We start from the raw sequence: 25,603 nt of genomic DNA on the forward strand, positions 1-25,603 counted from the left end.
TGCCTTCCTTTCGCAAACATCACGCCGCGCGCGAAAAGCGCGATTCGCCCAGCGTGGTCGCCTGTGGGTGCGCGCTTTTTGCGCTGTCGCCTGGGCGTCCAGCCGCGCCCATCGAACATGCCCCTCGTTCCGCCTCTCCGCGGTTGCGCGCTGCCAGCGCCCTTGCCCGCGCGCGCGATCGCAACGCCTTGCGCCCGCGTGCGCCCCGCGCTTCACGTGTGCTGTCGGCCTGACACCGGGCGCCGCCGAGCGAGGCGCGAGCGGCGGCATGCGATGGGCCTGCCGCTATTTCACATACGCCCGGGTACAGACGCCCGGCCGGTTTCGCCCGTATCATCGCCGCTCGATTTTCGCAGGGCCAACCGCGTGACCGATTCCACACTCGCCTTCGTCTTCCCCGGCCAGGGTTCGCAATCGCTGGGCATGCTGGCCGAACTGGCCGAATTGCATCCGCAACTGCGCGACAGCTTCGCCGAAGCCTCCGATGGCGCCGGCGTGGACCTGTGGGCGCTGAGCCAGGGCGGCCCGGAAGAGATGCTCAACCGCACCGAGTACACCCAGCCGGCGCTGCTGGCCGCGAGCGTGGCGCTGTGGCGGCTGTGGCTGGCCGAGGGCGGGGCGCGTCCGGCGCAACTGGCCGGGCACAGCCTGGGCGAATACAGCGCGCTGGTCGCTGCCGGCGCCCTGTCGCTGCACGACGGCGCGCACTTGGTGCGGCTGCGCGGGCAATTGATGCAGGACGCCGCGCCGGCCGGCGTGGGCGCGATGGCCGCCGTGCTCGGCGCCGAGGACGCGCTGGTCGAAGAGGTCTGCGCGCAGGCCGCCGGCAGCCAGGTGGTGGTGCCCGCCAACTACAACTCGCCGGGGCAGGTGGTGATCGGCGGCGATGCCGCGGCGGTCGACCGTGCGCTGGCGCTGCTGGCCGAGCGCGGCGTGCGCAAGGCGGTGAAGCTGGCGGTCAGCGTGCCGTCGCACACCCCGCTGATGCGCGAGGCGGCCAACCGCCTGGCCGAGGCGATGCGCGGGCTGGCCTGGCAGGCGCCGCAACTGCCGGTGGTGCAGAACGCCGATGCGCAGGTGCACGAGGGTGTCGAGGCGATCCGCCAGGCGCTGGTCGAGCAGTTGTACCTGCCGGTGCGCTGGACCGGCTGCGTGCAGGCGCTGGCCGCCGGTGGCGCCACCCGCCTGGCCGAGTGCGGCCCGGGCAAGGTGCTGACCGGGCTGGTCAAGCGCATCGACAAGTCGCTCGACGGCCGTGCCCTGGGCACGCCTGCCGAGTTCGCCGGCGCGCGCGAGGCCTGGGCCTCCTGATCGCCGGCCGCCGCGCGGTGCGTGTCGCGCACGCGCCGGCCTCCTTCTCCTTCCCCGGCGCCATGCGCCGTCCGTCTCCAAGGAAACCCAGATGAGCAAGCCATTGCAGGGCGAGATCGCGCTGGTCACCGGCGCCAGCCGCGGGATCGGCGCGGCCATCGCCGACGAATTGGCCGCACAGGGCGCCACCGTCATCGGCACCGCCACCTCCGACGCCGGCGCGCAGGCGATCGGCGCGCGCCTGGCCGCCCACGGCGGCCACGGCCGTGCGCTGGACGTCACCGACGGCGCCGCGGTCGATGCGCTGATCGAGGCGATCGCCAAGGAATTCGGCCCAGTCTCGATCCTGGTCAACAACGCCGGCATCACCCGCGACAACCTGCTGATGCGGATGAAGGATGACGACTGGCAGGCGATCATCGACACCAACCTGACCAGCGTGTTCCGCACCTCCAAGGCGGTGCTGCGCGGGATGATGAAGGCGCGCAAGGGCCGCATCGTCAACATCGCTTCGGTGGTCGGCGTGACCGGCAATCCGGGCCAGGCCAACTACGCCGCGGCCAAGGCCGGCATCATCGCCTTCTCCAAGTCGATGGCCAAGGAAATCGGCTCGCGCGGCATCACTGTCAACGTGGTCGCGCCGGGCTTCATCGATACCGACATGACCAAGGCGCTGCCGGAAGCGCAACGTACCGCGCTGCTGGAGCAGATCGCGCTCGGTCAGCTCGGCCAGCCCTTCGACATCGCCAACGCGGTGGCGTTCCTGGCCGGGCCCGGCGCCGGCTACATCACCGGCGAAACCCTGCACGTGAACGGCGGGATGTACATGCCGTGAGCCTGCGGCGCAACGGACGCGCCTAAGTGGCTGATCGGCCGGCATTTGTGCAGCGCTGCAAGGGCCAGTCGGTTTCCACTACACTATCCAACGCGGCCATCGCAGCCCGATGGCGTTTTGTGAGTCCCTCACAGGAGCACCGCACATCCGTGTGCGGGGATCCTAAAACTCGAACCACCACTACTCCATCTGGAGCGATATCCCAATGAGCACCATCGAAGAACGCGTCAAGAAAATCGTCGTCGAACAGCTCGGCGTCAAGGAAGAAGAAGTCACCAACAACGCATCGTTCGTCGATGACCTGGGTGCCGACTCGCTGGACACCGTCGAGCTGGTGATGGCCCTGGAAGAAGAGTTCGAGTGCGAGATCCCGGACGAAGAAGCGGAGAAGATCACCTCGGTGCAGCAGGCCATCGACTACGTCAAGGCGCACGTCAAGAGCTGAGGCTGCGTTCGCGATCGCCATCGGCGCCTGCGTGGGCCCGATGCGCGTGACAATCCCATGGGGCCGCGCATGCGGCCCTGTGTTTTTACAGCGTCAAGGCCGCGCATATCGCGGTGAGGAGATTTCGCAATGAGCCGTCGTGTCGTCGTAACCGGCATGGGCCTGGTGTCGCCGTTGGGCAATGACCTGGCCAGCAGTTGGGAAGGGATCGTCAACGGACGCTCCGGCATCGGCCCGATCACCCAGATCGATGCGTCTCAGTTCACCACCAAGATCGCCGGCGAGATCAAGGATTTCGATCCGACCAAGTTCATCTCGTCCAAGGACGCGCGCAAGATGGACTCGTTCATCCATTACGGCGTCGGCGCCTCGTTCATGGCGCTGGACGATTCCGGCCTGGAGATCACCGAGGCCAATGCCGAACGCATCGGCGCGATCCTCGGCTCCGGTATCGGCGGCCTGCTCGGCATCGAGGAGCAGACCATCAAATTCCACGAGGGCGGCGCGCGCAAGATCTCGCCGTTCTACGTGCCCAGCACCATCATCAACATGCTCCCCGGCCAGGTCAGCATGCTCAAGGGGTTGAAGGGACCGACCTTCTCCGCGGTGTCGGCCTGCGCCACTTCCAACCATTCCATCGGCACCGCGATGCGCATGATCCAGTACGGCGACGCCGACGTGATGCTGGCCGGCGGCGCCGAGCGTGGCTCTTCGCCGACTTCGGTGGGCGGCTTCTGCTCGATGAAGGCGATGTCCACCCGCAACGACGACCCCGCCGCCGCCTCGCGGCCGTGGGACAAGGACCGCGACGGCTTCGTGCTCGGCGACGGCGCCGGCGTGCTGGTGCTGGAAGAGTACGAACACGCCAAGGCACGCGGCGCGCGCATCTACGCCGAGCTGGTCGGTTTCGGCGCCAGCTCCGACGCCTACCACATGACCTCGCCCAGCGAGGACGGCGAAGGCGCCGCGCGCAGCATGGTGGCGGCCATGAAGGACGCCAGGCTCAACCCCGAACAGATCGACTATCTCAACGCCCACGGCACCTCCACGCCTCCGGGCGATCTGGCCGAGACCATGGCGATGAAGCGCGCGCTCGGCGAGCATGCCTACAAGCTGATGATCAGCTCGACCAAGTCGATGACCGGCCACCTGCTCGGCGCCGCCGGCGGTGCCGAGGCGATCTTCTCGGTGATGGCGATCCACGCCGGCATCATCCCGCCGACCATCAACCTGCACGAACCGGGCGAAGGCTGCGACCTGGACTACGTGCCGAACGTGGCGCGCGAGAAGAAGATCGATGTGGCGATGTCCAATGGGTTCGGCTTTGGTGGGACCAACGGGACGTTGGTGTTCAAGCGGGTCTGAGGGCCGGGATTCGGGAATAGGGAATCGGGAATCGTCACAGCCGGCGCCTCACTCCCGTCGCGCGCGTCCATCTATCGAGCGGCGCGCGTGAGGTCCGCGCGCGTTGCTGCGGTCTCGCTTGGAGCTTGTCTGGCGATGCCTTCCGTTTCCTGACGTTTCTTTCATTCTTCCAGCGGATCTTCGATGCTGCGTACCGTTCCCTTGCCGGCCGAGGTCGATCTGCTGGCGCTGCATCGCCTGGCGCCGCAGCGGTATCCGGTGTTGCTGGAATCGGCGGCGTCGGGGACGGCGCAGGGCCGCTGGGATCTGCTGCTGGTCGCCGACGGGCAGGGCCTGCGGCTGGATCGCGACGGGGTCACCCGTGCGTTGGATGGCACGGCGGTCGCCGGCGATTTCCTCGATGCGCTGGACGCGCACTGGCAGGCCGAGCGCTGCGAACGCGACGAGCCGCGCTGGCCGTTTCGTGGCGGCTGGGCGTTGCTGCTGGACTACGAACTGGCCGCGCAGGTGGAGCCGGTGCTGCAGTTGCCGCCCTCCGCCGCGGCCACGCCCGCGGCGCTGGCCTTGCGTTGCCCCGCCGCGTTGCTGCGCGATCACGTCACCGGCGACTGCGTGGCGTTGGCCGAGCCCGCGCATGCGGCGTTGCTGGAGGCCGTGCTCGCCGATCTGCAGGCGCTGCCCGCGGCCGCACCGGCGCCGGCGTGGCAGGCGCCGCTGGCGATTGAGGAAGACCCGCCGCAGCGCTTCGTCGACGGCGTGCGCCGCATCCTCGATTACCTGCGCGCCGGCGACGTGTTCCAGGTCAATCTGTCGCGGCGCTGGTCGGCGCGCTTCGCCGCGCCGCTGGCGCCGGCGGCGCTGTACGCGCAGCTGCGTCGTGCCAACCCGGCACCGTTCGCCGGCCTGTTCGTCGGCCACGGCCGCGCTGTGGTCAGTTCCTCGCCGGAACGGCTGGTGTCGGTGCGCGGCGACGTGGTCGAGACCCGGCCGATCGCCGGCACCCGCGCACGCGCGCCGGGCGACGACGAGGCCGCGCGCATCCGCGAACTGGTCGGCCACCCCAAGGAGCGCGCCGAGCACGTGATGCTGATCGACCTGGAGCGCAACGACCTGGGGCGGATCTGCGCGCCGGGCAGCGTCGAGGTCGACGAACTGATGACCGTGGAGAGCTACGCCCACGTGCACCACATCGTCAGCAACGTGCGCGGCCGGCTGCGTGCGGGCACCACGCCGGGCGAGACGATCCGCGCCACCTTCCCGGGCGGCACCATCACCGGCTGCCCCAAGGTGCGCTGCATGCAGATCATCGCCGAGCTGGAGCAGACCCCGCGCGGCGCCTACACCGGCGCGTTCGGCTGGCTCAACCGCGACGGCGACATGGACCTGAATATCCTGATCCGCACCGCCGAGGTGGACGGCGCGCAGGTGCAGTTCCGCACCGGCGCCGGCATCGTGTTCGATTCCGACCCGGAGCGCGAACTCGACGAGACCCGGGCCAAGGCGCGCGGCCTGCTGCGCGCGCTGGAGCCGTGAGCGGAGCCGCGCGATACCGGCCCATGCCGGCCGCGCGGTATCCTGCACGCCATTGAATTCGCTCCGAGGTGGTCGTGGCTTGGGCTAAACGCGGGTGTCTGACCCTGCTGGGAACATTGCTGGTGCTGGCGCTGCTGGTGGCCGCGGCCGGCGCCTGGTGGTGGCACAGCTATCGCGCCTTCGCCGAGCAACCGCTGCAGGCGAGCCAGCCCAGCGTGGAAGTGGCGCGCGGCGCCTCGCTCAACGGCGTGCTGCGCAAGCTGCGCGCCGCCGGCGTGACCCAGGGCAGCGACCTGCAATGGCAGGTACTGGCGCGCGAACTGGGCGTGGCCGGCAAGCTCAAGTTCGGCGAATACGCACTGCAGCCGGCACTGAGCCCGCGCGAACTGCTGCTGCGCATGCGCAAGGGCCAGGTGATCCAGTACCGCTTCACCATCGTCGAAGGCTGGAACGTGCGCCAGTTGCGCAGCGCCTTGAACGCGGCCACGCCGCTGGTGCACACCACCGCCGACCTCAGCGACAGCGAACTGATGGCCAAGCTCGGTCAGCCTGGCCAGCACCCGGAAGGCCGCTTCCTGCCCGAGACCTACCTCTACCAGCGCGGCGACACCGACCTGCAACTGCTGCGCCGCGCGCATGCGGCAATGGACAAGGCACTGGCCGAGGCCTGGAACGCGCGCGCCAAGGACCTGCCGCTGCAGTCGCCGGAGCAGGCGCTGATCCTGGCTTCGATCGTGGAGAAGGAAACCGGCCTGGCCGCCGAGCGCCCGCAGATCGCCGGCGTGTTCGTGCGCCGCCTGCAACTGGGCATGAAACTGCAGACCGACCCGAGCGTGATCTACGGCATCGGCAGTGCCTACGACGGCAACATCCGCAAGCGCGACCTGGAGACCGATACGCCGTACAACACCTACACCCGCACCGGCCTGACCCCGACCCCGATCGCCATGCCCGGTCGCGAGGCGCTGCGTGCCGCCACCAACCCGGCGCCGGGCGATAGCCTGTACTTCGTGGCCATCGGCGACGGCAGCGGCGCGCATGCGTTCTCCGCCAACTACGCCGAACACAACGCGGCGGTGGCGCGCTACCTGCAGCGCCTGCGCCAGGCGCGCAGCGACGCGGCGGTGTCGCCATGAGCGAGGCCGTGCTGCGTCACCATCGCTTCGTCAGCCTGGAAGGTGGCGAGGGCGCCGGCAAGACCACCGCGATCAACGCGATCCGCGATGCGTTGCAGGCGCAGGGCCACGAAGTGGTGCTGACCCGCGAACCGGGCGGCACGCCACTGGCCGAGCGCATCCGCGCGCTGCTGCTGGACAAGACGCCCGGCGAGGTCGCCGAGCCGCTGGCCGCCGAGACCGAACTGCTGCTGGTGTTCGCCGCGCGCGCGCAGCACGTGCGCGAGGTGATCCGCCCGGCGCTGCAGCGCGGCGCCTACGTGGTCAGCGACCGCTTCACCGATTCCAGCTACGCGTACCAGGGCGAAGGCCGCGGCCTGGACCGCGCCTGGATCGCCGACCTGGAACGGCGCGCAGTCGGCCTGCAGCCGGGCCTGACCCTGCTGCTGGACCTGGACGTGCAGATCGGCCGCGCCCGCACCAGCGGCCGCGACCTGTGGCCGGACCGGATCGAGAGCGAGCAGGACGATTTCTTCCAGCGCGTGCGTGCCGGCTTCCGCCAGCGCGCCGCGCAGGACCCGCAGCGCTTCCGCGTCATCGATGCCAGCCAGCCGCCGCAGGCGGTGGCGCAGGCAGTCGCCGCCGCGCTGGCGGCGTGGGTGCAGCAGCAACAGGAGCCGACGCCATGAGCGACGTGCCGTTCGCGCCGTGGCAGCAGCGCGCCTACGACCAGACCGTGGCCGCGCTCGACGCCGGCCGCCTCGGCCATGGCCTGCTGATCTGCGGGCCGGACGGCCTGGGCAAGCGCGCGGTGGCGCTGAAGCTGGCCGCGCACGTGCTGGGCCAGGGCGAACCGGCCGCGAACGTGCGCAGCGCGCAACTGATCGCCGCCGGCACCCATCCGGACCTGCACCTGATCTCGTTCATCCCCAACCGCACCGGCGACAAGCTGCGCACGGAGATCGTCATCGAGCAGGTGCGCGAGATCTCGCAGAAGCTGGCGTTGACCCCGCAGTACGGCGTGGCCCAGGTGGTGGTGGTGGACCCGGCCGACGCGATCAACCGCGCCGCCTGCAACGCCTTGCTGAAGACGTTGGAAGAGCCGCAGCCCGGCCGCTATCTGTGGCTGATCAGCGCGCAGCCGGCGCGCCTGCCGGCGACCATCCGCAGCCGCTGCCAGCGCCTGGAATTCAAGCTACCGCCGGCCGACGAGGCGATCGCCTGGTTGCTGGCGCAGGACTTTCCCGAGAAGACCGCACGCGAAGCGCTGGATGCCGCGCGTGGCCATCCCGGCCTGGCCGCGCAGTGGCTGCGCGAGGACGGATTGAAGCTGCGCCGGCAGGTGGCCACCGACCTGGAGCAGGTCGCTGCCGGCAAGCTCGGCGCGCTGGACGCCGCGCAGCGCTGGAGCGGCGACGCGCTGGCCGAGCAGCGCCTGGGCCATGCCGCCGACCTGGCGCTTGCCCAGGCCTCGCAGGCCGGCTTGACCGACCCGGCGCGATTGCACAAGCTGGCCGCGTGGTTCGACGCCGCCAATCGCACACGCGATCTGCTGCGGACCACCGTGCGCGCCGACCTGGCGATCGCGGAACTGTTGCTGGCCTGGCGCGATGGCGATCGCCCGGCCCGGAGAGGGGCACAACGATGAGCGCGATGAGCGGACGCCAGGGCATCCTGTCGCTGGCGGTGAAGGACAAGGCGGCGCTGTACAACGCCTACATGCCGTTCGTGAAGAACGGCGGCATCTTCGTGCCCACCCCCAAGCGCTACTTCCTCGGCGACGAAGTGTTCCTGCTGCTGACCCTGCCCGATTCCAGCGAGCGCCTGCCGGTGGCCGGCAAGGTGATCTGGGTGACCCCCGTTGGCGCCCAGGGCAACCGCGCCGCCGGCATCGGCGTGCAGCTGCCGGACAACAGCGAAGGCGAGACCATCCGCACCAAGATCGAGACCCAGTTGGCCGGCATCCTCAACGCCGACAAGCCCACCCAGACCATGTAGCGCCGCTGCGGCGACGTGGCGCTATGGACTTCGACGGGACCCATTGACGCCGCGCGCCACAGCCCTATAATGTGCGGCTCGCGACACGGGCGGTTAGCTCAGCGGTAGAGCATTGCCTTCACACGGCAAGGGTCGCAGGTTCGAACCCTGCACCGCCCACCACGAATTTTAGCTTCAACGAAAGCCGGCCTAGTGCCGGCTTTTTCGTATCTGCACGAGAGAAGCAACGGCCAGCACGGGCGCGATCGCCAGGCGGGTTCGCACTACCGGGCCAGCCCGGGTGTTCGCCGCGCGCGTCGGCCATTTCGTCGGCCTTATCCTCGTTTTGTCCGAAGGCACCCGCCCAGGTATTGGTCCGGCTCCATACTCGCTGCCGTTCCATCATGCCGGGGTACATCGTGCGAAACCTCTTCCGTTCCGTTACGTATCGCTTGCTTGTCGGTGTGCTTGTCTTCCTCTGCGCGGCGATGCCGCTGCGGGCGCAGTCGCAGGAGACGCCACTCGAAGACTTCATCGCGACCTATGCCGCGCAACACGGCTTCAGCGGTACTGTCCTGGTCCAGCAGGACGGCAATCGGCGATACCAGCGCAGTTTCGGTCTTTCTAGTGTCCAGTACGGCGTCGCCAACGGCGACCAGACCCGGTACTGGATCGCTTCCATCACCAAACTGTTCACCGCCACCCTGGTGCTGCAACTGCATGAAGAAGGAAAATTGGACCTGCAGGCGAACGTGGCCAGCTACCTGCCCGATTACGCCATCGCCGGTGCCGACCGTATCACTTTGCATCAGCTGCTCAACCACACTTCCGGACTGCGGAACTTCGACCAGGTGAAAAGCTTGGAGCAGGCATTGACCAGCGGCTTGCCGACCTACCAGTCGCCCTATACCAGCGATCAGTTGATAAGAAAATTCTGCAGCGGACCGCTACTGCATGCCCCGGGCACGACTTTCGACTACAACAACGGCGATTACCTGATCCTGGGCAAGGTCATCGAACGCGTCACCGGCAAAACCTACGAGCAGGTGCTGAAGGAACGGATTCTGAAGCCGCTGGGACTGAACCATACCGGCATGCTGCGCCATGAAAGCATCGTCCAAGGCTTGGCCTCCACCTACTCGTATCGCGAAGACCTCAAGTCCCTGTCCAACGACTTCCCGGTCTATCCGGAGAACTGGTACTCCGCCGGCGCGATGTACTCCACGGCCGAAGACGTGCTCAGGTTCTCGGACGCGCTGTTCGGGTCAGGCCTGTTGCGCAAGGAAAGCATCGCCCGGCTGACCACTCCCGGGCTCGACGACTACGGTTATGGCCTGTGGGTCTACGATACGCGGATAGGCGCTGCCAAGCATCGAGTCGCCAAACGTCCAGGCCGGATCATGGGCGCGCAGGCGCAGCTGTATCGTTTCCTCGACCGCGACCTGACCATCGTCATTCTCGCCAATACCGCCAACACCGACCTGGACGAATTCGTTTCGCGGATAGGCGAGGCGGCGGTCGGTTCAAAATAGTGCCTGCGATGACTGTTCGCGCGGCCCGAGCCGACCATGTTCGTGATATCTACGAAGATGATGCGGTCGAAATTTCTTGGAAAGATGCGGCTCATGTCTGCCACTCCGCGGCGGCTGTCATTAACGTATTCGGTCCCGGTCGCTGCAAACCGAGTACGCGTCGTAACTGGAGCGAGCGGCCTCGGCCCGTTGGCATTGATCATCCGATTCCAACGTGTACCCAGCGCAAACCGACTAGCCTGGCTCCCCTTCGGCTCACGAATCGCTCACGGCCGCTATCGATACTTCGGCCATGCCTGAAGGTCCTTCGATCGTTATCCTGAAAGAAGAGGCGGCCGCGTTCGCCGGGCGCAAGGTGTTGCGGGTGTCCGGCAACAGCAAGCTGGACCTGGCGCGGATGCGCAATCGCAAGATCCTGTCGCTGCGCAGTTGGGGCAAGCATTTCCTGATCGAGTTCGATGCGTTCAGTGTGCGCATCCATTTTCTGCTGTTCGGCAGCTATCGGATCAATGCTCGCAAGGACGCGTCGGCGCGTCTGAGCCTGGGCTTCGCCAAGGGCGAGGAGCTGAACTTCTACGCGTGCTCGATCAAGTTCATCGACGGTCCGCTGGATGCGGCCTACGACTGGACCGCGGACGTGATGAATCCCGACTGGGATGCGGCGCAGGCGCGGCGCAAGTTGCGTCTGCGGCCGCGGACGCTCGCCGCCGATGCCTTGCTCGATCAGGACGTGTTCGCCGGTGTCGGCAACATCATCAAGAACGAGGTGCTGCATCGGATCCGCGTGCATCCCGAGAGTGAGATCGGCGCGCTGTCGCCGCGGAAGCTGGGCGAACTGGTGACGCAGGCGCGCGAGTACAGCTTCGATTTCTATCGCTGGAAGAAAGTCTACGAACTGAAGAAGCACTATCAGGTGCACACCAAGACGGTCTGTCCGCGCGATGGCCATTTGCTCACCTATCGCAAGCAGCTCGGCAAGGCGCAACGGCGCGCGTTCTTCTGCGAGCATTGTCAGCGGCGGTACGCGCTGGATGATGGGTTGCAGACCGACATGTTCACGTAATTCCGCTGCCGTCAGCGAAGTGCTGATCGTGTTGCGGCTAAAGAGGCATGTACCTTGGCTGCAGTGTCCGCGTTGGATGAGGCGGCGGAGACCGCGTCGTCGGTGCCGGCGGCCTGCGCGCATGCGTCAGACAGGACAATGGGAGGTCGCCGTCCGCCACGCGCGTTGATCGTTCTTCGTCAGGAGGGCAGCGCCAACGCCTCGTCTTCGCACCGCCGAATGCCCAGTTCGGCAAGCAGGCCGGCCCAGCCGAGATCTGTCACGACGAACGCGCGCGAGCCGTCGACGCGGCGCAGCCAGTGTCGGGCGGAGAGTTGGTCGAGCAGGGCGGCACCCAACGCGCCGGCGAGGTGGTGGCGGCGTTCGGTCCAGTCCAGGCAGCGCCGAGCCAGAGCCCGGCGGCCTTGGGCAAGCTGTGGCAGATCCACGCCCATGCGCGCGAACCATGCCGCGCCTTCGGGAGAGACGGCGTAGCAGGTGACGTCATCGTGCGTGCTCAGCCACGCGCGTTGTTCCAGTGCCTCGGTGATCGCCACGCCGAGACGCCCGGCGAGGTGGTCGTAGCAGCAGCGTGCCAGGCGCAGCGGCTGGGCGTCGCGGTGCGTCGTGCGGCGGCGTGACGTCTGTGGTGGCGCGAGGGTGGCCAGTGTCTCGGGCACGGTGGCGACGTGCGCGTTGGCCAGGCGGTAGTAGCGATGGCGGCCCTGGACCTCGACCGCCAGCAGGCCGCCCTCAAGCAGCTTTACCAGGTGTGCGCTTGCGGTCTGCGGGGTGACGCCGCCGGCGAAGGCCAGTTCGCCGGCCGGCAGTGCGCGCCCATCGACCAGCGCCATCAGCATGGCGGCGCGCGCCGGGTCGGCGATCAGGAACGCGGTCGCTGCCAGATTGGGGTGTTCCAGATGCATCGTCACGCTCCCGATGGACGTGGTCATCATAGGACCGGCCGCGCCGCGACGTTTCGATGCGCGCCGAAACGATGTACCTGGCGGATTCCTAGACTGCGCGGATTCTCACCGGAGCCTGCCGATGCAGACGAACGAAACGCCGCCGAACCCCGCCGAACGCGATGCGCACCTCGTGTTCGAACGCTGGCACCGGCATGTGGTGGCGCGCGATCTGCCGGCGTTGATGGCGCTGTATGCGCCGGATGCGCAGTTGGAATCGCCGTTGGCCTATGTGGCGTCGGCGGCGCGGCAGGACGGGCGGCTGCAGGGCCGCGACGCCATCGCGGCCTTCTTCGCTGCGTCCTTTGCCCAGCCCGAGAACGGCCTGGGGCGCTGGTACCGCAGCGGCCACTGTCATGTCGCGGGGCGGCAGTTGGTCTGGGAGTATCCGCGTGAAACGCCGCAGGGCGACCAGGTCGATCTGGTGGAAGTGATGGACCTGGACGCCGCCGGATTGATCGCCTGCCATCGCGTGTACTGGGGCTGGAAGGGCGTGCAGACGTTGTTGGCTGCGCTGGGCAGGCAGTCCTGAACTTGCATGCTGCACTCGGCAAGTGCGCTGCACGTGCTTAGGCATCGCGTCCATCCGCGCGCCGCCGCGGCGCCGCCTCAATGAAAATCTCGGCTGCGGATATCCAGGCCGAGCAGCAGGGATGTCAGGTCTTCGAGATGGCCGGCGATCAGGTGGCGCACGCCATCGGCGGTTTCCATGCGGCCGCGTACCAGCAGCAGCCGCGATTCGAGCAGGGCCTGGCGCTGGCGGTCGGCCAGACGCCGCCACACCACCACGTTGACCAGGCCGTGCTCGTCCTCGAGGGTGACGAAGGTGACGCCGCTGGCGGTCTGCGGGCGCTGGCGCATGGTCACCAGGCCGGCCACGGCGACGGCGCTGGCATGCGGCAGCGTGCGCAGTTCACCGGAATGGCGGTAGCGGCGCGCGCGCAGTTGCGCGCGCAGCAGGGTCAACGGGTGCTTGCCCAGGGTGGTGCCGAGCGTCGCGTAGTCGGCGCGGATGTCTTCGCCCTGGCTGGGCAGCGGCAGCGCGACCTGTTGCTCGGGCGTCGCTGCGAGCGCTTCGAACAGGGGGCGCTGTGATTCGACGCCGGCCACTGCCCAGCGGGCGCGATGGCGATGGCCGGCCAGCGCTTTCAATGCGCCGGCGTCGGCGAGGGCGGCGCGGGCCTTGTCGTCGAGCGCGGCGCGGTGGCACAGGTCGGCGAGGTCGTGGAACGGGGCCTGCGCGCGCGCCTGCTGCAGGCGCAGCCCGGCGTCCTCGGCCAGGCCGCGGACAAGACGCAGGCCCAGGCGGATCGCCGGCTGCACCTGCGGATCGGGGCTGTACGCTTCCAGGCTGCAGTCCCAATCGCTGTAGCGCATGTCCACCGGCCGCACCTGCAGGCCGTGGCGGCGCGCGTCCTGCAGCAACTGGTCGGGGCTGTAGAACCCCATCGGCCAACTGTTGATCAGGGCGCAGGTGAACGCCGCCGGTTCGTGGCACTTGAGCCAGCAACTGGCGTAGGTGAGCAGGGCGAAGCTGGCGGCGTGGCTCTCGGGAAAGCCATAGCTGCCGAAGCCCTTGATCTGCTCGAAGATGCGTCCGGCGAATTCGGCGCTGTAGCCTCTTTCAAGCATGCCTTCCAGCAACTTGTCGCGATGCGGTTCCAGCCCGCCGTGGCGTTTCCAGGCCGCCATCGAGCGGCGCAATTGGTCGGCCTGGCCGGGCGTGTAGCCGGCGGCGACCACCGCCAGTTGCATCACCTGTTCCTGAAAAAGAGGCACGCCGAGCGTGCGCTTGAAGACCTCGCGTAATTCGTCGGGCAGATCGTCGGTGGCTTCCTCGCCGCTGCGCCGGCGCAGGTACGGATGCACCATGCCGCCCTGGATCGGGCCGGGGCGCACGATCGCCACCTGGATGACCAGATCGTAGAACTCTTTCGGCTGCAGCCGCGGCAGCATCGCCATCTGCGCGCGCGATTCGATCTGGAACACGCCGATGGTGTCGGCGCGCCGGATCATCGCGTAGGTCTGCGGGTCTTCGGCGGGGATGGTGGCGAGCGTGTAGTCGCGGCCGCGGTGTGCGCGCAGCAGGTCCAGGGTGCGCCGCAGCGCGCTGAGCATGCCCAGCGCGAGCACATCGACCTTCATCAGCCCGACCAGTTCCAGGTCGTCCTTGTCCCACTGGATCACTGTGCGCTCGGCCATGGTCGCGTTCTCCACCGGCACCAGGGTGTGTAGCGCATGCTCGGAGATGACGAAGCCGCCGGGATGCTGCGACAGGTGCCGTGGGAAGCCGATCAGTTGGCTGGCGAGCACCAGCAGCCGGCGCATGACCGGCGTGTCCGGGTCGAAGCCGCGTTCGCGCAGCAGCTCCTGCGCCGACTCCACCGGATCGCGCTGACCCAGCGCGGAGGACAGCGCGTCGACGGTGTCGCTGGGCAGGCCCAGTGCGCGCGCTACGTCGCGCACCGCGCTGCGCGTGTGGTAGCTGATCGCCACCGCGGCCAGTGCGGCGCGCTCGCGGCCGTAGTGGCGGAAGATGTACTGGATCACTTCCTCGCGGCGGTCGTGCTCGAAATCGATGTCGATGTCCGGCCGCTCCTTGCGCTCTTCGGAGATGAAGCGCTCGAACAACATGCCGATGCGGTCCGGGTCGATGGCGGTGATCTTTAGCGCGTAACACACTGCCGAGTTCGCCGCCGAGCCGCGGCCCTGGCACAGGATGTCCTTGGAGCGTGCGAAGCGCACCAGGTCGTAGACGGTGAGGAAGTAGGACTCGTACTTCAGCCGCTCGATCACGCCGAGTTCGTGTTCGATCAGGCGCCGCGCCTTGTCCGGCACGCCGTGCGGCCAGCGCTCGGCCGCGCCGCGTTCGGTGAGGATGCGCAGCCATTGCGTGGGCGTGTGTCCGGGCGGTACCAGTTCGTGCGGGTATTCGTACTGCAGTTGGCCGAGGTCGAACGTGCAGCGCTGGGCGATGCGCACGGTTTCGGTCAGCAGTTCCGGCGGATACAGCGTCGCCAGCGTGGCGCGCGGGCGCAGGTGGCGTTCGCCGTTGGGGTACAGGTGGGCGCCGGCTTCGTGCAGCGGCAGGCGCTGGCGGATTGCGGTCAAGGTGTCCTGCAGGGCGCGGCGGCCGCGCGCGTGCATGTGCACGTCGCCGCTGGCCACGGCGGGCAGTTGCAGTGCATGCGCCAACTGCAAGCGCGCCTGCAGCAGCGCGGCATCGTCGGGGCCGCGCAGCAGTTCCACCGCCAGCCATAGCCGCTGCGGGAAGCGCGCCTGCAGCCAGACACCGTCCGCGGCGTCGTCGCCGTCGCCGCGCGGCAGCCACAGGCACAGCAGGCCCGAACCGTCGTCCGCGCTGGCCAGATCCTCGCGCAGCGCACGGTAGTGGCCCTTGTCGGCGCGGCGCCGGGCCAGGGTGATCAGCCGGCACAGCCGCTGGTAGCCGTGCAGGGTCTCGGCCAGCAGCACCAGCTTGGGACCGTGCTCGAACTGGATCTCGCTGCCGACGATGAGGTGCAGGCCCATGTCCCGGGCCGCCTGCCAGGCGCGCACGATGCCGGCCAGGCTGCATTCGTCGGTGATCGCCAGGGCGCGGTAGCCGTGGTGCAGCGCGCGTTCGCACAGTTCCCAGGGATGCGAGGCGCCACGCTGGAAGCTGAAGTTGGACAGGCAATGCAGTTCGGCGTAGTCGGGCAGCGTTGGGTCGGCTGGCGCGGGCGGCGCGCTGGTGGCGGGCGCGCTGGTTTGCGCAGGCGCCGGCGTCGGCAGCAGCCGCAGGCGCGGCGGCATGCGTGGATGCGGCGGGGTGTGGCTCATCCGAACCAGCCGTGCAGCATCAGTGCGTCCGGCGCGTCGGCCGGGGCGAAGGCCCAGGCGCGCTGGCCCTGGCGGGTGCGCACGACGTAGTAGTCGCGGCGCACGTCGCCGTCGTCCCACCAGCCGCTCTCGATGCGTTCCGGCCCGGCCAGGCATTCGGGCGCGCGTTCGCGCAGCGGCACCGGCCGTTGCAGCAGCCAACCGGGGCGTGGCGGCGCGTTGGCGGCGGGTGTGGCTGTGCTGCGCGCCGTGCTGGATTCGGCGCGCCAGGCCAGTTCCGGGCGATGGTCGGCGTGCGCGCGCAGGCCATGCACGGCATCGTCGCCCAGGCGCGCGCGCAGGCGTTCGCGCAGTTGCTCCCACGGCAGCGCCTGTTGCGCGCGCTCGTCGAACAGTTCGCGCGCAGCCGGCACGAACGGCGGCAGTTCGTCGGCGCACAGGCGCAGCGCCTGCACCGGCGCCGGCACGCTGGCCTGCTGCAGGCGCCCACGCGCCAGCTCGAACAGCATCGCCGCATCGCGCTCGGCGGCGAGCAAGCCCACCGGCACCACGCTGGGCTCCAAGTCCTCGTGTTCCAGCAGCAGGCGGAAGCGCTGCACGCCGCCATCGCGCCCGGCCAGGAACGCGGCCAGGTCCTGGGTCAGCCGGCGCAGCGGGAACAGCAGCGCCTGGTTGGATTCGGTGGCATAGCCCAGTTCCACGCGCGCATCGAAGCGATCCGGCGGCAGGTAGTACTGCAGCGGCAGCGGCGCCTGCCCGCGCAACGCGTCCAGGTGCTGCAGCAGGGACGGCGGATAGCGCCGCGCCAGCCCGGTGCGCGGCAGCGCGAACAGCTGCTGCAGGCGGCGCAGGCCCATCCGCGCGAAGCCGTCGGCCAGCGCGGGCGGCAGCCCGGCACGGGCGATCGGCAACTGCCCCAGCGCGCGCTGCAGTGCGGCGTTGTCGAGCAAGGCGATGCCGTCGTGCGCATTGACCAGTGCGCGCGCGGCCAGCGGGTGCGGCGCGACCACGATGCGGTGGCGGAAGCCCAGCGCGGTCAGTTCCTCGCGCAGCCGCGCCTCGAAGCGCGGCCATGGCCCGAACAGGCCGAGGCTGGCTTCGATCTCCAGCAACAACGCGCCGGGGTAGTCGGTGCTGACCAGCGAACTGAAGCGGTACGCCCACGCCGCGAGGAACTGCTGGCTGCGGCGGCTTTCCTCGGCATCGTGCAGGGCGGTGGCGAAGCGGTCGCACAGCGCCTGCGCGGTGACCAGCGATTGCCCGGGGCGCAGGCCGCGGGCGCGCGCGGCGGCGTTGACCGCCTTCAGCGTGCGCCGCTGCGGCGGGCCGTCGAGCAGCGCCAGCGGTTCGTCCGGCGACGGCCAGCGGCGCAGGACGGTGTCCAGCGCCAGTTGCGGCAACAGGATGCAGGCCCAGCGCATGTGTGCGGTCTCACCCGGTCGCCAGGGCAGGCAGCGCGATCGGCTGCGCCGGCGGCAGCCCGCCGCGGCACTTGAGCACGCGCAGTTGCGCCGGCGCGGCGTCGATGGCGATGCGCAGCGCGGCCGGCGACGGATTGGCGGCGGCCTTCAGCGGCCGGTAGGCGAAGCCCAGGGTGCGCCCGGTCTCGGCGGCCACCTGCAGCCGGCGCAGGGTCTTGTCGCCGGCCAGCCCCGGCCAGCACAGCACCGCCGCGCAACTGCCGGCGCGCAGGCACTGTTCGGCGGCCCAGGCCGCGTCCGCACCGGCGCGGACGATCTGCACCTGCGCCAGCGCCACCCCGGCCTGGGCCCAGGCGGTGGGGTAGGGCAGGTACGGTGGATCGACCAGCACGATGCGGCCGCCGCCTTGCGACAGCCGCGCCAGCGTCGGCCACAGCAGCTGCAGTTCGCCGATGCCGTCGGCGGCGTGCAGCAGCTCGGTCAGCGCCATTTCCGGCCAGCCGCGCGCGGGCAGCACCGCGTCCAGCGCGGCGTGCCCGGTGGGCTGGGCGCTGGGCGGCAGCGCCGTCGGCTGGCCGCGCCAGACCCGGCGCTCGGCCAGCAGGCGGTCGAGGGCGACGACGGCGGCCATCAGCCGGGCCGGATCAGGCCGCAGTAATGCCCTTCGATGGCGAAGTCCTGCCCGGGAGCGACCACGATCGGCGCATAGGCGGGATTGCGCGGCAGCAGCGCGATGCCCTCGCCATCGGCCCGGTAGCGCTTGATGGTGAGTTCGCCGTCCAGCCGCGCCACCACGATCTGGCCGTTGCGGGCGTCGGCGGCGCGGCGCACCCCGACCAGGTCGCCGTCGAGGATGCCGTCGTCGATCATCGAATCGCCCTGCACCCGCAGCAGGTAGTCCGGGCGCAGCGCGAACACCGCGCGGTCCAGGCGCAACTGCTGGTCCAGGCCGATGTCGGCGCCGATCGGTACGCCGGCGGCGACCCGGCCCAGCACCGGCAGTTGCAGCAGTTCGCTACGCGTGCCGGCCTGCGCCGGACGCAGGCTGCGCGCCTGCTGCGGCACCTGCTCCAGCAAGCCGGCCTCGACCAGCGCCTGCACGTGCTTGCGCGCGGCATTGCGCGAGGCGAAGCCGAAGCGTTCGGCGATCTCGGCCAGGCTCGGCGGCCGCCCGTCCTGCTCGGCGCAGGCGTGGACGTAGGCAAGGATGGCGGCGCGCTGCGGGGACAGGGTGGTCATGGTGTACATTTGTACACCTAGGGCGTGGCCTTGGCGAGATGGGGGCGCTGAACGGGTTTGGCGTCTCCCGACGTGTCAGCCGCGCCCAGCGCCATCCTCCGGCATCGCCCCGGCGTAGCGGGCGCGGGGCCGGATCAGCTTGCCCAGGGCCTGCTGCTCCAGGGCATGCGCCAGCCAGCCGGCCTGGCGGGCGGCGGCGAACAGCACCAGGGCGTGCGCCGCCGGCAGGTCGTGGACGAAGCAGAGCGCGGCGAGCAGGCAGTCGATGTTCGGGCGCTGGCCGCTGCAGTCCTGGGCGGCGGCGATCACCGCTTCCACGTGCTGCATGCGCGCGCTGCCGCCGCTGCGTTCGCGCAGCAGGCGCAGCACTTCGGCCGCGCGCGGGTCGCCGTCGGGGTACAGGGCGTGGTGGAAGCCGGGCAGGTCGTCACCGCGCTGCCAGCGTTCGGCGATCAGGGCGGCGGCGCTGGGCGCGTCCTGGGCGTCGCGCAACAGGGCGTGGGCGCGCGCGGTGGCGCCGCCGTGGCGCGGGCCGGACAGCGCGGCCAGGCCGGCGCTGACGGTGGCGTGCAGCGGCGCGCCGGTGGAGGCGACCACGCGGGCGGCGAAGGCGGAAACGTTGAGTTCGTGGTCGGCGCACAGCAGCAGGGCGGCGCGCACCAGCTCGGCGAAGTCGGCGTCGCCGGGGCGCCAGTGGTCGGCGATCAGGCGATGCACCAGGCGCGCGTCCGGCGCGGTGCCGACCAGCAGCGCGGCGTTCTGCCGCAGCAGGGTGGCGGCGATTTCGCGGCGTACGCCGGGGGCGGCGTTGAGCGACTGGCGCAGGTCCAGGGCCAGCAGCGGGATGCAGGCCATGGCGCGTTCCAGCGGCGGCAGCGCGGCATGTCCGGCCAGCGGCGCCAGCACCGCCGGCCACGGCGCGACCGGGGCGCTGGCGAACGGGTCTTCGCCGTCCGGGCAGTCCCACAGCAGCCGCGCGACGTCCTCCAGGCTGGCGCCGGCACGGACCATGGCCACCGCCGAGCGTCCGCGGTAGTAGGGGCCGTCGGGGCGGATCAGCGAGATCCGCGTCTCCAGCACCGGCAGGCCGCGGTCCAGGCTCTGCGCGGCACCACGTGCGGCGCCGCGGCCGGCGCGCTTGCGCTGCGCCAGCCGCTCCACTTCGGCGCGCAGGTAGGCGCGGCTGCGATGGTCGGGACCGGCGCGCGAACTGAGCAGGCCACGGCTGACGTAGGCGTACAGGGTGGCGCTGCTGATGCCGAGCAGGGCGCAGGCCTGCGCGGCCGAGATCAGGTTGCGGTCGGGGGCGTCGGACATGAAGGGGCGATAGGTTGATTCATTGAATCAAGATTGATCCGTGCCGGCGAGAGTGCCAGATTGGCGCCCATCGCGGAACGCCCGGCGGGGCGCTGCCGCCTCTTCGTCAGGAGCCGCCCATGTCCCTCGTTTCCCCCGGCGCCGCTTTCCGCGCCGCCCTGGCCGCCGAAGCGCCGTTGCAGGTGATCGGTGCGATCAACGCCAACCATGCGCTGTTGGCGCAGCGCGCCGGCTACAAGGCCATCTACCTGTCCGGCGGTGGCGTCGCCGCCGGTTCGCTGGGCCTGCCGGACCTGGGCATCAACACCCTGGAGGACGTGCTGATCGACGTGCGCCGCATCACCGACGTGTGCCCGCTGCCGCTGCTGGTGGACATCGACACCGGTTTCGGGCCGAGCGCGTTCAACATCGAGCGCACGATCAAGTCGCTGATCAAGGCCGGCGCGGCCGCCTGCCACATCGAGGATCAGGTCGGCGCCAAGCGCTGCGGTCACCGCCCCGGCAAGGAGATCGTCAGCCAGGGCGAGATGGTGGACCGGGTCAAGGCCGCGGCCGACGCCAAGACCGATCCGGATTTCTTCCTGATCGCGCGCACCGACGCGATCCAGACCGAGGGCGTGGACGCGGCGATCGAACGCGCCATCGCCTGCGTGGAGGCCGGCGCCGACGGCATCTTCGCCGAGGCCGCGTACGACCTGGATACCTACCGCCGGTTCGTCGACGCGGTGAAGGTGCCGGTGCTGGCCAACATCACCGAATTCGGCAAGACCCCGCTGTTCACCCGCGACGAACTGGCATCGGCCGGCGTGGCGATCCAGTTGTTCCCGCTGTCGGCGTTCCGCGCCGCCAACAAGGCCGCCGAGGACGTATACACCGCGATCCGCCGCGACGGCCATCAGCAGGGAGTGCTGGAGCGCATGCAGACCCGCGAGGAACTGTACGCGCGCATCGGCTACCACGCCTTCGAGCAGCGCCTGGATGCGCTGTTCGCCGGCAAGGGCGCATGATCGGCGGCGATTTTCCTGCCCGGGCCTGCCCATGAATACCCACGCCAGCGCTGCCTCGTTCCTGCGCAGCCGCATCGACCGCCGCCAGACTGCGCGGCATCTGCTGCAGACCGAACTGGACACGCTGTCCGAGGCCGAGCGCGAGGTGGTGGAGCGCTTCATCGCCAAGCGCCACGTGGCCCGCGACATCGTCACGCAGGCCGACCGCGACCGCTCGCTGGGCGAGCGCGTGGCCGACCGCGTCGCCGCGATCGGCGGCAGTTGGACGTTCATCATCGGCTTCGGCGTGGTGCTGCTGGGCTGGATCGTGCTCAACAGCCTGGTGCTGGCCCGCGCCTTCGATCCGTATCCCTACATCCTGCTCAACCTGTGCCTGTCGTGCCTGGCCGCGATCCAGGCGCCGGTGATCATGATGAGCCAGAACCGCCAGGCGGCGGTGGACCGCCTGCATGCGCAGAACGATTACGAAGTGAACATCAAGGCCGAGCTGGAGATCCTGCAGGTGCACGAGAAGCTCAACCAGCTGCGCGAGCAGGACTGGGCGACGCTGGTGGAACTGCAGAACCGCCAGATCCTCATGCTGCAGCAACTGCTCGAGCGCGCCGGCGTCACGCCGCCGCCGCAGGCCCCCTGATCCATCGCACTCATCCGACCGCAACACCGGGAGATTCGCCATGAACGACACCGCTCCGCAGACCGCCCCCGCCTTCAAGCCGAAGAAATCGGTGGCCCTGTCCGGCACCGCCGCCGGCAACACCGCGCTGTGCACGGTGGGCCGCAGCGGCAACGACCTGCACTACCGCGGCTACGACATCCTGGACCTGGCCCGCACCAGCCAGTTCGAGGAGATCGCCTACCTGCTGGTGCACGGCAAGCTGCCCAGCAACAGCGAACTGCGCGGCTACAAGGCCAAGCTGCGCTCGCTGCGCGGCATCCCGGCCGCGGTCAAGGCCGCGCTGGAACAGTTGCCGCCGTCGGCGCATCCGATGGACGTGATGCGCACCGGCGTGTCGGTGCTGGGCTGCGTGCAGCCGGAGAAGGACGACCACAACCATCCCGGCGCGCGCGACATCGCCGACAAGCTGATGGCCAGCCTCGGCTCGATGCTGCTGTACTGGTACCACTACAGCCACAACGGCCGGCGCATCGAGGTGGAGACCGACGACGATTCGATCGGCGGGCATTTCCTGCGCCTGCTGCACGGCTTCAAGCCGCACGAGGAATGGGTGCAGGCGATGCACACCAGCCTGATCCTGTACGCCGAGCACGAGTTCAACGCCTCCACCTTCGCCTGCCGGGTCATCGCCGGCACCGGCAGCGACATGTACAGCGCCATCGCCGGCGGCATCGGCGCGCTGCGCGGGCCCAAGCACGGCGGCGCCAACGAGGTCGCCTTCGAGGTGCAGAAGCGCTACGACACGCCGGATGAGGCCGAGGCCGACATCCGCGCGCGGGTCGAGCGCAAGGAAGTGATCATCGGCTTCGGCCACCCGGTGTACACGGTGTCGGACCCGCGCAACCAGGTCATCAAGGACGTGGCGCGCGAACTGTCCGAGGCGCAGGGCAGCCGCAAGATGTACGACATCGCCGAGCGGCTGGAGACGGTGATGTGGGACATCAAGAAGATGTTCCCGAACCTGGACTGGTTCAGTGCGGTCAGCTACCACATGATGGGCGTGCCGACGGCGATGTTCACTCCGCTGTTCGTGATCGCCCGCACCGCCGGCTGGAGCGCGCACATCATCGAGCAGCGCATCGACGGCAAGATCATCCGCCCCAGCGCGCACTACGTGGGGCCGGAGGATCAGGCGTTCGTGCCGATCGATCAGCGCAGCTGATCCTCCCCTCTCCCGTCGGGAGAGGGGGCGGGGGTGAGGGTACGGGCGAAGCCTCGTGGCGTTGGGTTGCATTGAGCTTCGCCCGTACCCTCATCCGCCCTCATGAGGAGACTGAGTGCACTAGGCTTCGCCCGTACCCTCATCCGCCCCTTCGGGGCACCTTCTCCCGAAGGGAGAAGGGGTCCTGTCTTCGCTTTTTTCTACTGTAGCCAGCCATGAACAGCCACTACCGTAAATCCCTTCCGGGCACCGCGCTGGACTACTTCGACGCGCGCGCCGCGGTCGATGCGATCAGCCCGGGCGCCTATGCCGGCCTGCCCTACGTGTCGCGCGTGTTCGCCGAGAACCTGGTGCGCCGCTGCGATCCGGACCTGCTGCACGCTGCCTTGCTGCAGCTGATCGAGCGCCGTCGCGACCTGGATTTCCCGTGGTTTCCGGCGCGGGTGGTGTGCCACGACATCCTCGGCCAGACCGCGCTGGTCGACCTGGCCGGGCTGCGCGATGCCATCGCCGAGCAGGGCGGAGACCCAGCCAAGGTCAACCCGGTGGTGCCGGTGCAGTTGATCGTCGACCACTCGCTGGCGGTGGAGTGCGGCGGCGACGATCCACAGGCCTTCGCCAAGAACCGCGCGATCGAGGATCGCCGCAACGAGGACCGCTTCCACTTCATCGACTGGAGCAAGCGCGCGTTCCGCAACGTGGACGTGATCCCGCCGGGCAACGGCATCATGCACCAGATCAATCTGGAGAAGATGTCGCCGGTGATCTACGTGCACGACGGCGTCGCCTTCCCCGATACCTGCGTGGGCACCGACAGCCACACCCCGCACGTGGACGCGCTGGGCGTGATCGCGATCGGCGTCGGCGGGCTGGAAGCGGAAAGCGTGATGCTCGGCCGCGCCTCGTGGATGCGCCTGCCGGACATCGTCGGCGTGGAGCTGAGCGGCCGGCCGCAGCCCGGCATCACCGCCACCGACGTGGTGCTGGCGCTGACCGAGTTCCTGCGCCAGGAGCGCGTGGTCGGCGCCTATCTGGAATTCTTCGGCGAAGGCGCCGCCGCGCTGACCATCGGCGACCGCGCCACCATCTCCAACATGTGCCCGGAATACGGCGCCACCGCGGCGATGTTCTACATCGACCAGCAGACCCTGGACTACCTGCGCCTGACCGGGCGCGAGGAAGCGCAGGTGGCGCTGGTGGAGCAGTACGCGCGTACCACCGGGCTGTGGGCCGATGCGCTGGCCACCGCGCAGTACGAGCGCGTGCTGCGCTTCGACCTGTCGCAGGTGGTGCGCAACATGGCCGGCCCCAGCAATCCGCACAAGCGCGTGGCGACCACCGAACTGGCCGCGCGCGGCATCGCCGACGCGGCCAAGCTGGCCGCCGGCCAGGCCGAGCAGGCGCAGGGGCGCATGCCCGACGGCGCGGTGATCATCGCCGCCATCACCAGTTGCACCAACACCTCCAATCCGCGCAACGTCATCGCCGCCGGCCTGCTGGCGCGCAATGCGCGCGCGCGCGGCCTGGCCCGCAAGCCATGGGTGAAGACCTCGCTGGCGCCCGGTTCCAAGGCGGTGCAGCTGTACCTGGAAGAGGCCGGCCTGCTGCCGGACCTGGAGGCGCTGGGATTCGGCATCGTCGCCTTCGCCTGCACCACCTGCAACGGCATGAGCGGCGCGCTGGATCCGCGCATCCAGCAGGAGATCGTGGAGCGCGACCTGTACGCCACCGCGGTGCTGTCGGGCAACCGCAACTTCGACGGGCGCATCCATCCCTACGCCAAGCAGGCGTTCCTGGCCTCGCCGCCGCTGGTGATCGCCTACGCCATCGCCGGCACGGTGCGCTTCGACATCGAGAAGGACGTGCTGGGCACCGACGCCGACGGCCACGAGGTGCGGCTGAAGGACATCTGGCCCAGCGACGCCGAGATCGATGCGGCGGTGCGCGCCGCGGTGAAGCCGGAGCAGTTCCGCCGTGTCTATGCGCCGATGTTCAACGTGCGCGTGGAGCAGGGCGCGCCGGTGGCGCCGCTGTACGCCTGGCGCCCGCGCAGCACCTACATCCGTCGCCCGCCGTACTGGGAGGGCGCATTGGCCGGCGAACGCACGCTGCGCGGCATGCGCGCGCTGGCGGTGCTCGGCGACAACATCACCACCGACCACCTGTCGCCGTCCAATGCGATCCTGGCCGACAGCGCCGCCGGCGAATACCTGGCGCACATGGGCGTGCCGGAGGAGGACTTCAATTCCTACGCCACCCATCGCGGCGACCACCTCACCGCGCAGCGCGCCACCTTCGCCAACCCGAAGCTCATCAACGAAATGGCGGTGGTCGATGGCAAGGTGAAGCAGGGCTCGCTGACCCGGCTGGAGCCGGACGGGCAGGTGCTGCGCATGTGGGAGGCGATCGAGACCTACATGGCGCGCAAGCAGCCGCTGATCGTGATCGCCGGCGCCGACTACGGCCAGGGTTCCTCGCGCGACTGGGCGGCAAAGGGCGTGCGCCTGGCCGGGGTCGAGGCGATCGTCGCCGAAGGCTTCGAGCGGATCCACCGCACCAACCTGATCGGCATGGGCGTGCTGCCGCTGCAGTTCCTGCCCGGCACCACGCGCACGACCCTGGGCATCGACGGCAGCGAGACCTTCGACGTGGTCGGCGCGCGCACCCCGGGCGCCACGCTGACCCTGCGCATCGTGCGCAAGGACGGCGCCGCGGTGGAGGTGCCGGTGCTGTGCCGTCTGGACAGCAACGAGGAAGTGTCCATCTACGAGGCCGGCGGTGTGCTGCAGCGCTTCGCCCAGGATTTCCTCGAGGACGCCCGCAGCGCCTGAGCCGGCTG

Annotated in this window: 22 protein-coding genes and 1 tRNA gene; 17 read left to right on the plus strand and 6 right to left on the minus strand. The window is 69.6% G+C overall.

All coding sequences use genetic code 11. The annotated features are described in order from the left end of the window. Window positions 1–366: 366 nt before the first annotated feature. The 12 genes from fabD to J7357_RS08300 all read left to right on the plus strand — a co-directional run bounded on the left by fabD (window position 367) and on the right by J7357_RS08300 (window position 11,176). Window positions 367–1,311, plus strand: coding sequence for an ACP S-malonyltransferase (gene fabD, locus J7357_RS08245; RefSeq protein WP_152238462.1), 945 nt, complete (start codon window positions 367–369; stop codon window positions 1,309–1,311). A 91-nt stretch (window positions 1,312–1,402) separates the two neighbouring features. Next, entirely contained in the window at window positions 1,403–2,146 is a 744-nt protein-coding gene (gene fabG / locus J7357_RS08250) for a 3-oxoacyl-ACP reductase FabG (RefSeq protein ID WP_209245752.1), read from the plus strand. A 205-nt stretch (window positions 2,147–2,351) separates the two neighbouring features. Then, entirely contained in the window at window positions 2,352–2,591 is a 240-nt protein-coding gene (acpP, locus tag J7357_RS08255; protein ID WP_010342475.1) for an acyl carrier protein, read from the plus strand. Window positions 2,592–2,720: 129 nt separating this feature from the next. Further along, entirely contained in the window at window positions 2,721–3,956 is a 1,236-nt protein-coding gene (fabF, locus tag J7357_RS08260; RefSeq protein WP_209245753.1) for a beta-ketoacyl-ACP synthase II, read from the plus strand. A gap of 183 nt (window positions 3,957–4,139) precedes the next feature. After that, window positions 4,140–5,489 carry an aminodeoxychorismate synthase component I gene (locus J7357_RS08265; RefSeq protein ID WP_209245754.1) on the plus strand — a complete coding sequence of 450 codons (1,350 nt, stop codon included), beginning with the start codon at window positions 4,140–4,142 and terminating at the stop codon, window positions 5,487–5,489. A gap of 74 nt (window positions 5,490–5,563) precedes the next feature. Beyond that, window positions 5,564–6,625 carry an endolytic transglycosylase MltG gene (gene mltG / locus J7357_RS08270; RefSeq protein ID WP_209245755.1) on the plus strand — a complete coding sequence of 354 codons (1,062 nt, stop codon included), beginning with the start codon at window positions 5,564–5,566 and terminating at the stop codon, window positions 6,623–6,625. Then, a complete protein-coding gene (gene tmk / locus J7357_RS08275; RefSeq protein WP_017917512.1) occupies window positions 6,622–7,293 on the plus strand; it encodes a dTMP kinase in 672 nt (223 codons plus the stop codon). Before mltG ends, tmk begins: the two co-directional genes overlap by 4 nt. Beyond that, a complete protein-coding gene (locus J7357_RS08280; RefSeq protein ID WP_209245756.1) occupies window positions 7,290–8,252 on the plus strand; it encodes a DNA polymerase III subunit delta' in 963 nt (320 codons plus the stop codon). Before tmk ends, J7357_RS08280 begins: the two co-directional genes overlap by 4 nt. Beyond that, on the plus strand, window positions 8,249–8,602 hold the full coding sequence (locus J7357_RS08285; protein ID WP_010342469.1) for a PilZ domain-containing protein: 354 nt from the start codon (window positions 8,249–8,251) through the stop codon (window positions 8,600–8,602). Before J7357_RS08280 ends, J7357_RS08285 begins: the two co-directional genes overlap by 4 nt. A gap of 87 nt (window positions 8,603–8,689) precedes the next feature. Then, window positions 8,690–8,764 (plus strand) — tRNA-Val (locus tag J7357_RS08290). Window positions 8,765–8,985: 221 nt separating this feature from the next. Next, a complete protein-coding gene (locus tag J7357_RS08295) occupies window positions 8,986–10,113 on the plus strand; it encodes a serine hydrolase domain-containing protein (RefSeq protein WP_209245757.1) in 1,128 nt (375 codons plus the stop codon). 292 nt (window positions 10,114–10,405) lie between these two features. Continuing rightward, a complete protein-coding gene (locus J7357_RS08300) occupies window positions 10,406–11,176 on the plus strand; it encodes a DNA-formamidopyrimidine glycosylase family protein (RefSeq protein ID WP_209245758.1) in 771 nt (256 codons plus the stop codon). 179 nt (window positions 11,177–11,355) lie between these two features. On the opposite strand, the gene J7357_RS08305 is transcribed toward J7357_RS08300, so the two are convergent. Further along, complete coding sequence (locus J7357_RS08305; protein ID WP_209245759.1) at window positions 11,356–12,081, minus strand: helix-turn-helix transcriptional regulator; 726 nt, start codon at window positions 12,079–12,081, stop codon at window positions 11,356–11,358. Between the two features lie 121 nt (window positions 12,082–12,202). Here J7357_RS08305 and J7357_RS08310 point away from each other — a divergent pair, with 121 nt between their 5' ends. Beyond that, complete coding sequence (locus tag J7357_RS08310; protein ID WP_209245760.1) at window positions 12,203–12,652, plus strand: nuclear transport factor 2 family protein; 450 nt, start codon at window positions 12,203–12,205, stop codon at window positions 12,650–12,652. A gap of 77 nt (window positions 12,653–12,729) precedes the next feature. Here the strand turns inward: J7357_RS08310 and J7357_RS08315 are convergent, their stop codons facing one another. The 5 genes from J7357_RS08315 to J7357_RS08335 all read right to left on the minus strand — a co-directional run bounded on the left by J7357_RS08315 (window position 12,730) and on the right by J7357_RS08335 (window position 19,919). Continuing rightward, the gene (locus tag J7357_RS08315) at window positions 12,730–15,942 is read right to left on the minus strand and encodes an error-prone DNA polymerase (protein WP_244667373.1); all 3,213 of its coding nucleotides are present in this window, start codon (window positions 15,940–15,942) and stop codon (window positions 12,730–12,732) included. Then, complete coding sequence (locus tag J7357_RS08320) at window positions 15,939–17,363, minus strand: DNA polymerase Y family protein (RefSeq protein WP_209245761.1); 1,425 nt, start codon at window positions 17,361–17,363, stop codon at window positions 15,939–15,941. Before J7357_RS08320 ends, J7357_RS08315 begins: the two co-directional genes overlap by 4 nt. 10 nt (window positions 17,364–17,373) lie before the next feature. After that, window positions 17,374–17,994, minus strand: a complete 621-nt coding sequence (gene imuA, locus J7357_RS08325; protein ID WP_209245762.1) for a translesion DNA synthesis-associated protein ImuA — start codon at window positions 17,992–17,994, stop codon at window positions 17,374–17,376. After that, window positions 17,994–18,602 carry a transcriptional repressor LexA gene (gene lexA, locus J7357_RS08330; RefSeq protein WP_209245763.1) on the minus strand — a complete coding sequence of 203 codons (609 nt, stop codon included), beginning with the start codon at window positions 18,600–18,602 and terminating at the stop codon, window positions 17,994–17,996. Before lexA ends, imuA begins: the two co-directional genes overlap by 1 nt. Window positions 18,603–18,677: 75 nt before the next feature. After that, on the minus strand, window positions 18,678–19,919 hold the full coding sequence (locus J7357_RS08335) for a citrate synthase family protein (protein ID WP_209245764.1): 1,242 nt from the start codon (window positions 19,917–19,919) through the stop codon (window positions 18,678–18,680). A gap of 119 nt (window positions 19,920–20,038) precedes the next feature. Between J7357_RS08335 and prpB the strand changes: the two genes are divergently transcribed. The 4 genes from prpB (at window position 20,039) to acnD (ending at window position 25,595) form a co-directional block, all read left to right on the plus strand. Then, window positions 20,039–20,926, plus strand: coding sequence for a methylisocitrate lyase (gene prpB, locus J7357_RS08340; protein ID WP_209245765.1), 888 nt, complete (start codon window positions 20,039–20,041; stop codon window positions 20,924–20,926). A 31-nt stretch (window positions 20,927–20,957) separates the two neighbouring features. Then, window positions 20,958–21,560 carry a DUF1003 domain-containing protein gene (locus tag J7357_RS08345; protein ID WP_209245766.1) on the plus strand — a complete coding sequence of 201 codons (603 nt, stop codon included), beginning with the start codon at window positions 20,958–20,960 and terminating at the stop codon, window positions 21,558–21,560. Between the two features lie 40 nt (window positions 21,561–21,600). Next, window positions 21,601–22,764, plus strand: a complete 1,164-nt coding sequence (gene prpC, locus J7357_RS08350) for a 2-methylcitrate synthase (RefSeq protein WP_209245767.1) — start codon at window positions 21,601–21,603, stop codon at window positions 22,762–22,764. A 215-nt stretch (window positions 22,765–22,979) separates the two neighbouring features. Then, window positions 22,980–25,595: a Fe/S-dependent 2-methylisocitrate dehydratase AcnD gene (acnD, locus tag J7357_RS08355; protein ID WP_209245768.1), complete on the plus strand. Its 2,616-nt coding sequence runs from the start codon at window positions 22,980–22,982 to the stop codon at window positions 25,593–25,595. The last annotated feature ends 8 nt before the right edge of the window (window positions 25,596–25,603 follow it).

The sequence above is a fragment of the Xanthomonas sp. D-109 genome, from assembly GCF_017746095.1.
Lineage (GTDB): Bacteria > Pseudomonadota > Gammaproteobacteria > Xanthomonadales > Xanthomonadaceae > Xanthomonas_A > Xanthomonas_A sacchari.